Origin of the sequence: Vibrio sp. V30_P3S12P165 (assembly GCF_009904905.1) — a bacterium.
Classification (GTDB): domain Bacteria; phylum Pseudomonadota; class Gammaproteobacteria; order Enterobacterales; family Vibrionaceae; genus Vibrio; species Vibrio fujianensis.
On record NZ_WXWH01000039.1, the window covers coordinates 1 to 6165 of the forward strand.

Here is a 6165-nt window from a genome sequence, read left to right on the forward strand (position 1 = left end):
TTTTGCTCGTTGCGCGTAAGAGGGCATCTGATGCTGCTGCAAATGATGTTTTACGGTATTACGAGAAATGCCTAATTGACGGGCAATGTTACGAATGCTTTGGCCTTGTGCAAAGCGAACATGAATATCCACAAATGTCTCCTTGGTTAACATAAATCACCCGTATAAAAAATAAACGGATGATACCAAGTGGATCAGTTTTCGATGATCGTTAGTGGATCAGTTTTGCATGATCGGTGACAACGGTGACGCTATCGAACCCATGACTAAAACAAACCGTACAAGTTGTAAAGAACCTCATGCTTTTCTGAACGGGCAGGTTACTCCAGAAGAATTAGTAGCCCGATTAGATTCAGTATCGATTTCAAATGGGTTTGCGAACAGGTTTGCAATATTCTCTGGTACTCAACCTGAACCCAAGCCTATACCGAAAGTAATTGATCAAGAGCTGTTGCAAGAACATGCAAAAAAAATCAATAAGATTATAACTTGGTGTCATCGAGAACCAAAAACTGTCACGATGAGTGAATGCTATAAAGAACTTTGGAATGAAAAGTACGTTGAATTGAAGCAACTAGGCTCCAATGGGTCTATTGAGCAGTCTCTCATGGCAAGAGCACCGCATTATGCAAGTATGTATGCAATGTTATTTGCAGCTATTGATATGACTACTATTGTAACCGCAAAGCATTTAACTGCTTCCTTAGCATGGATAGATTATTGGCATGAATCTGTAAGATATGTTTTTGGTACTGAAGGAGCGGCTTACAAAGCAGAACAACAAAACCTTCAAGCTCTAGAAGTTCTAAAAAAGATTAAAGAATTGATAGCCAATAACAATGGACAACCAATAACTCGAACTCCATTGCAGCAATCTCTTGGGAAAAAATATACGTCTAAACAGCTTAGCGACTTGTTGAAGTTCCTACAAGAATTACCAAAGGCACCAATTGTGGTAACCAAACATCAACATAACAAGCAGCTAATATCCCTAACGTAATTATCTAAACAGCTTAAACTACCAAAACTAGTCTAGATTAGGTAGTTTAAGCTGTTTGATTTGCTGAATGTCTGGCTCAATTACTTTTTAGTTGTTTTAACCTGTTCGATTGCTGACCGAGGAGTTAATGGAGCATTTTGGGATACATATTCCCACTCTATCCTCAATACCTTCAACTTCGCATCAATATCGCTGAAACTAAGTTTATCTGTTGTTCTACTCAACTTTTCCAATTGCCTACGTAATTTCCCGTAAGAGCTTGCTGCAGCTCGATGCTGTTCTGCCTTTTCAGCAAATCGCCCGAACGATACAACACCAGATAGCGCAGCAGCTATTATACTCATAACAATGAGAAACATTTTCGCCTTTCCCTCTGTCTCAAGAAAAAGCATAGCTGTTACGATAGTTGAACTAATAATCAAAGCGTATCCAGAGATATCAGCTCTTTTGTATAATGCTTCAGAAGTAATATAATGACCAACCTGAGCATCATGTAATCGCTGTAACCAATCAATAATCAAAGACTTATCAATCTTCAATTCCTGTTCTACACCTACTAGATGCACGCTGTCATTAGACATAGTATTGTTCACCTTTAAACCCGAGCACAGAGGTAAGAGCTTTTAATATTGTGGTGTAGATACGAACCAAGTGATGGCGCTCCCATCAGTTCGTCATAAACATATTCAGGAACATCATAATATTGATAAATTCCACTATTAAACTCCACCTCTAGTGTCATTGTATCTATATCATACCCAACAGAAACTAAGTTACTTGATGATACTGGTACTCTTTCCATTATTAACTATCTCCATATCAACTATTTTTTGGGGTTTTGAGTTCGCCAGCTCTGAACCAACTTGTCAAAACTCATTGAACTCCATTTTTTTGACCAATTTTCAGCCACGTTAGGATCACTACTATTTGGATATTGGTCAGCCCTAGGTAACCTAAACTTAAACCTCATTGGCAGTCTTGCAGCTTCACCTGTAACAATTGCTTCACCCGTTCTTAGGACTGGTAATGAATCAATAATTCCAGAAAGGCCATCAGACATAGCTGCTTTTACTCTAGAACGATCCGTTGCATTACTTATTCTTAATGAAAACAAGGTGCCACATTGAGATAAAATAGTCTCATCTATTTCGGAAGGTCGTTGGCTTACTAACATAGAGCCAACACCAAACTTTCTTCCCTCTTTGGCAATTCTTCTTACCATTTTCTTCGTCAGTCCGTTAGATTCATTAGATAAGTACCTATGAGCTTCCTCCATCACTAGTAGCAAAGGATATGATTTCATACCCTCAAGATGATTGCGTCCCCACAGTGCACTTTCAAATAATATATCCAGTAAAGAACCTAGCAGAAGATCCAACCTTTCGGATGGAAGTAATGATAAATCAAGAATTGTTATTGGCTTATTATGGCCAAGCCATTGATACAAAAGATCCGAGATATCTTTATCAATAACATAGTCTTCAGAAACACACCATTTATCAGGTGCAAGAAAAAATTCGTATTGACTATCAAGCAACCTTGCTCTCATCAGCTCTAATTGTTTATTCCAAACGTTCATCCCCCCTTTAAATGGAGGTTTACTTCCTGAGCCTGCCGATTTAAATTTTGGTGGAATTAAATTTTGATATTCGCCTTTTTCACCATCTCGATATGCTGGTGTAACTTTCTCACTTTCTTCCCATGTCACTCTGTCTTCAAAACATAGTTCAAACCATATTTTTCTTAGATTGAATGGCAATGGTGTATATTGTGTTACCTTATTTTTATCGAGTCCTAATTGTTTATTATTCTCTACAAAATTTTGTTTTTCAGTAATAATAAGTTCAATAAATTTATTTTTAAGTGTTTCATTATGACCACATAAAAACTCAATAAGACGTTCAGGATCAACACTCCAATATGGGATTATCAAGGCATTTTCACCATTGGAAGGCATAACGGAGAATACCTCAGACACATCTTCTAAAGCTGTAGAATATTCACCATGAAGGTCAAATAAAATGATCCGTGCTGATGGCGTTTGCAATCCTCCTTCATCTGTATTAACAATAGCCCTTAGTAAGCTTGAAACACTTGTTGATTTACCAGAACCAGTAGAACCCAATACCGCTGAGTGACGATTAACCAATTTATCTAGATCAATACTAACGTCAATGCTATCAGATGTGGAAAGCTTACCTATATTTACTTGTCCAACTTCATTATGACCATAAATGGTTTTCAAATCAGACTCTGTAACTAAGTGAACTTCATCATAAATAGCAGGATACTGGGATATACCTCGCTCAAAATCAGAGCCAACAGACTCTCCAATCAACTCTACCTTTACTACCCTACGTTCTGCCGATAGTTCATTTGAATCAATGTCGATGCTTGTATCATTAGTTTCTGATATGAGACCAAATAGATTGTTGTATCCTTGAGGGATTCGTACAAAACTACCAACTTGCCCGATTCTGTGTGCTTTTCCCTCAATCATCAGAAGGCCAGACCTTACTCTAGGTGTCAGCTCTATAATCACGGAAGAACCTGATACAGAGACAACTTTGCCGAGATATGTTGGCTTACTATGACTGTTCATCAGGTTCATCCTGTTCTTGCACTTCTACAGAGATACTCTTCCCCCCTCCTGAGCCAGCTAAAAATCTAGTTAAAGCGACATAATCCCCCAAAATGAACTTGTCGTTAATCCAGTACTCATCCCTTATGACCCCCCAATTTTTACTAGGCATTTCACCTAGCTTCCATCGAGCTTTTACACCATTTATGATGGCACCATCACGACAGTAAATACTCAAATTTGGTCTTCTCAACCCAACTTCTACGGCATCGCTCTCTTCAGATAAGTCTTTAAACTGTAGCGCTATTACTGCCGAGGATTGATTCTCTGCTAAGCACTCATCGATTTTTGCTGTGATATGGGCGTCTGCAAAAGAAAATCCTGTTGTAATCAGTAAAGAATCTGGTTCCAGCAAAAATCGCTTCAATCTCTCAAACATCGATGAGAAGGGAGCCGCTTGTGTTTGGTCGTACTTAACATGTGACGGATAAACCATGCTGCCATCATCTTCTCCCTGAAGGCGGATTACTTCTCCTTTAGCATTACGAGACCAGTTTATTGAACCATGCAACTTCCAAAGCCTAATCCAGCGAGGTGGTAAATCATTACTAGAAATAGATGACGGATCAAAGAACGCACTTTTAGAGCCAGAAAAGCCATCAAAGTATGGTGTACGAGACCTCTCCATAGCTTCTTCAAGCAATAAATCGTAGTTAGTGGTGAATAACTCTACGGCATAATCTCTATTTATACCATTTACCCATGAAATCAGGTGGCCATATGGATTATCTCCTTCAGGTAACTCTTTGCTTACCACATCTTTAATGATTTCGCAGATACTAACTGATAGCTCCTCAAAACCAGTTCCATTTAAACCATGGATTTTTGTATCACCGATTACACCAGACAAAACGCGCACTCGTGATAGTATTAATTCTATATTTTTACTGCCCAAGTCTTCAGCGAGAGAAAGAAATGCTAATTTTGCGTCCCCCTCTAATCTCTGTTCAACGATATTAGTCAAACCTTTAATATCTGGGATTAATGATTTCCAGTTACCTGCATCTCCAACATTGATACTAACAGGTGCACCAGCGCCAACTAAGATCCCAATTTTCTTACGACTATGAGTAATTAGATGACGAAAGTCATACATATACTGGTCAGGGTTATGTACTGTTTCTGTCAAAACAAGATTCCATTTGCAAAGAGTTAGATATGCAAATGATGCCACACTAATTTAGCACCAACATTGATCGAGCACTAAAAGTTGTACTATTCAATGAGGTCGACTCAGATTTAGCACCTTAACGGGACATAGTTAGGTGGGGAAATAAGGTGGACTTCCTTTAGCTCTTCACACGAACGCGAGTACAGTTTTCCTAAGGAGCTACCACACGCGCAAGCTTATTGTAGATACCTGTAGCCTCCTTCCAATGAACGTCTGTAACGTTCCAAATCATATACAAACATAAGAATGAAACACAAAAAGTGCCTTAGATTAGGCACTTATGATGTAAAAAATATAGCTAGATAGAGTAATTTGGCGCTGCATCAATAACATACTTTGCTAGTAACTCAAGGATATCATTTACCTGCTGTTCACGTTCTTGTCTAAGCTGCTTGAACGTCGACATATTCAGCTCAAGCGGCTGTTCGCTATCAATGACCGCTTCTAGATTAAATGCATCTTCAGCATGCTTAACGATTTTCTTTATCCAACGCAATTTAGGTATGTAAGACTCATCATGTACGTTTAGAAAGCCTGCTTTATCTGCCTTTTGTATGACTTGGTCTTCAAGCGAGGTAGATTCAAACTGTTCAAGTTCAATGATGTAGCCGATAAGGTCGGAAGATGGGATTGGATTGTCCATAGTGTTTTCTTATAAGCATAAGAACTATTTTAGGCTGCTGCAAATTTACAGTTATTTTTCAAAAGAAGGGGGAGTTAAGAGGGGTATCCACTCTTGCCAGCGGACAATGCGAAGCGTTGTCCTATCTGGAAAAAACCTCAGATAACAAGTGTTTGCATTCAGTTATTTGCAATAACGGAAAAGAGTTTTTAAGCTTAAATTAAACAAACCATTATGCTTAAAAACTGGACAGTTACCACTCAAGCAGTACGTCTTGCATCAGACGGTGTCATGATGCGCGAGCGCTACCTACTCAATAAAAAACATGCAAACCACAAGCACACCGAAACTCTTATATCTATTTTTGGTTGCTCAGAAACCTCCAATCGAATCGCTATCGCTGGCGAAAAATTCAGACTCAACCAACACCTTTATAGTCGCAGAGGGGGTCGCCCGTTATCGAGCTACGCTATGGAGTATTGCCTTACGTTACCAAAAGGTTACCGTCCGTCTAAGGAGCAATGGCAGTCAATCGTAAAAGATTGTGGTTTAGCTCTAGCTGTCACCGATCATGCAAAACTGATCCACTAACGATCATCGAAAACTGATCCACTTGGTATCATCCGTTTATTTTTTATACGGGTGATTTATGTTAACCAAGGAGACATTTGTGGATATTCATGTTCGCTTTGCGCAAGGCCAAAGCATTCGTAACATTGCCCGTCAATTAG

7 protein-coding genes and 1 pseudogene are annotated in these 6165 nt (G+C 39.0%); 2 read left to right on the forward strand and 6 right to left on the reverse strand.

Going from position 1 to position 6165, the window contains the following annotated elements; genetic code table 11:
* Nucleotides 1-153 (reverse strand): helix-turn-helix domain-containing protein (locus tag CAG57_RS08640; protein ID WP_161433708.1); only part of this gene is annotated, 153 nt, incomplete at its 3' end.
* A 76-nt stretch (nt 154-229) separates the two neighbouring features.
* On the opposite strand from CAG57_RS08640, the gene CAG57_RS08645 reads away from it, so the two are divergent.
* Nucleotides 230-1000 carry a DUF3987 domain-containing protein gene (locus CAG57_RS08645; RefSeq protein ID WP_161427311.1) on the forward strand — a complete coding sequence of 257 codons (771 nt, stop codon included), beginning with the start codon at nt 230-232 and terminating at the stop codon, nt 998-1000.
* 80 nt (nt 1001-1080) lie between these two features.
* Here CAG57_RS08645 and CAG57_RS08650 read toward each other — a convergent pair whose 3' ends face one another.
* The 5 genes from CAG57_RS08650 to CAG57_RS08670 all read right to left on the reverse strand — a co-directional run bounded on the left by CAG57_RS08650 (nt 1081) and on the right by CAG57_RS08670 (nt 5455).
* Nucleotides 1081-1581: an SLATT domain-containing protein gene (locus CAG57_RS08650; RefSeq protein WP_050549725.1), complete on the reverse strand. Its 501-nt coding sequence runs from the start codon at nt 1579-1581 to the stop codon at nt 1081-1083.
* A gap of 14 nt (nt 1582-1595) precedes the next feature.
* Nucleotides 1596-1802, reverse strand: coding sequence for a KTSC domain-containing protein (locus CAG57_RS08655; RefSeq protein WP_079771075.1), 207 nt, complete (start codon nt 1800-1802; stop codon nt 1596-1598).
* Nucleotides 1803-1823: 21 nt separating this feature from the next.
* Nucleotides 1824-3602: an ATP-binding protein gene (locus CAG57_RS08660; RefSeq protein WP_161427310.1), complete on the reverse strand. Its 1779-nt coding sequence runs from the start codon at nt 3600-3602 to the stop codon at nt 1824-1826.
* Nucleotides 3589-4770, reverse strand: coding sequence for an SIR2 family protein (locus CAG57_RS08665; RefSeq protein WP_153043731.1), 1182 nt, complete (start codon nt 4768-4770; stop codon nt 3589-3591). The genes CAG57_RS08660 and CAG57_RS08665 overlap by 14 nt, the downstream gene beginning before the upstream one ends.
* Before the next feature lie 340 nt (nt 4771-5110).
* The gene (locus CAG57_RS08670; protein WP_031845957.1) at nt 5111-5455 is read right to left on the reverse strand and encodes a hypothetical protein; all 345 of its coding nucleotides are present in this window, start codon (nt 5453-5455) and stop codon (nt 5111-5113) included.
* Nucleotides 5456-5668: 213 nt separating this feature from the next.
* On the opposite strand from CAG57_RS08670, the pseudogene CAG57_RS08675 reads away from it, so the two are divergent.
* Nucleotides 5669-5995 (forward strand): annotated as a pseudogene (locus tag CAG57_RS08675) (hypothetical protein); the annotation flags it as partial.
* Nucleotides 5996-6165: the final 170 nt, after the last annotated feature.

What these genes read in the sequence shown, in the direction of transcription:
- CAG57_RS08660 (WP_161427310.1), bottom strand. Translation starts at nt 3,602, where the DNA reads ATGAACAGTCATAGTAAGCCAACATATCTCGGCAAAGTTGTCTCTGTA.
- CAG57_RS08650 (WP_050549725.1), bottom strand. Translation starts at nt 1,581, where the DNA reads ATGTCTAATGACAGCGTGCATCTAGTAGGTGTAGAACAGGAATTGAAG.
- CAG57_RS08655 (WP_079771075.1), bottom strand. Translation starts at nt 1,802, where the DNA reads ATGGAAAGAGTACCAGTATCATCAAGTAACTTAGTTTCTGTTGGGTAT.
- CAG57_RS08670 (WP_031845957.1), bottom strand. Translation starts at nt 5,455, where the DNA reads ATGGACAATCCAATCCCATCTTCCGACCTTATCGGCTACATCATTGAA.
- CAG57_RS08645 (WP_161427311.1), top strand. Translation starts at nt 230, where the DNA reads ATGATCGGTGACAACGGTGACGCTATCGAACCCATGACTAAAACAAAC.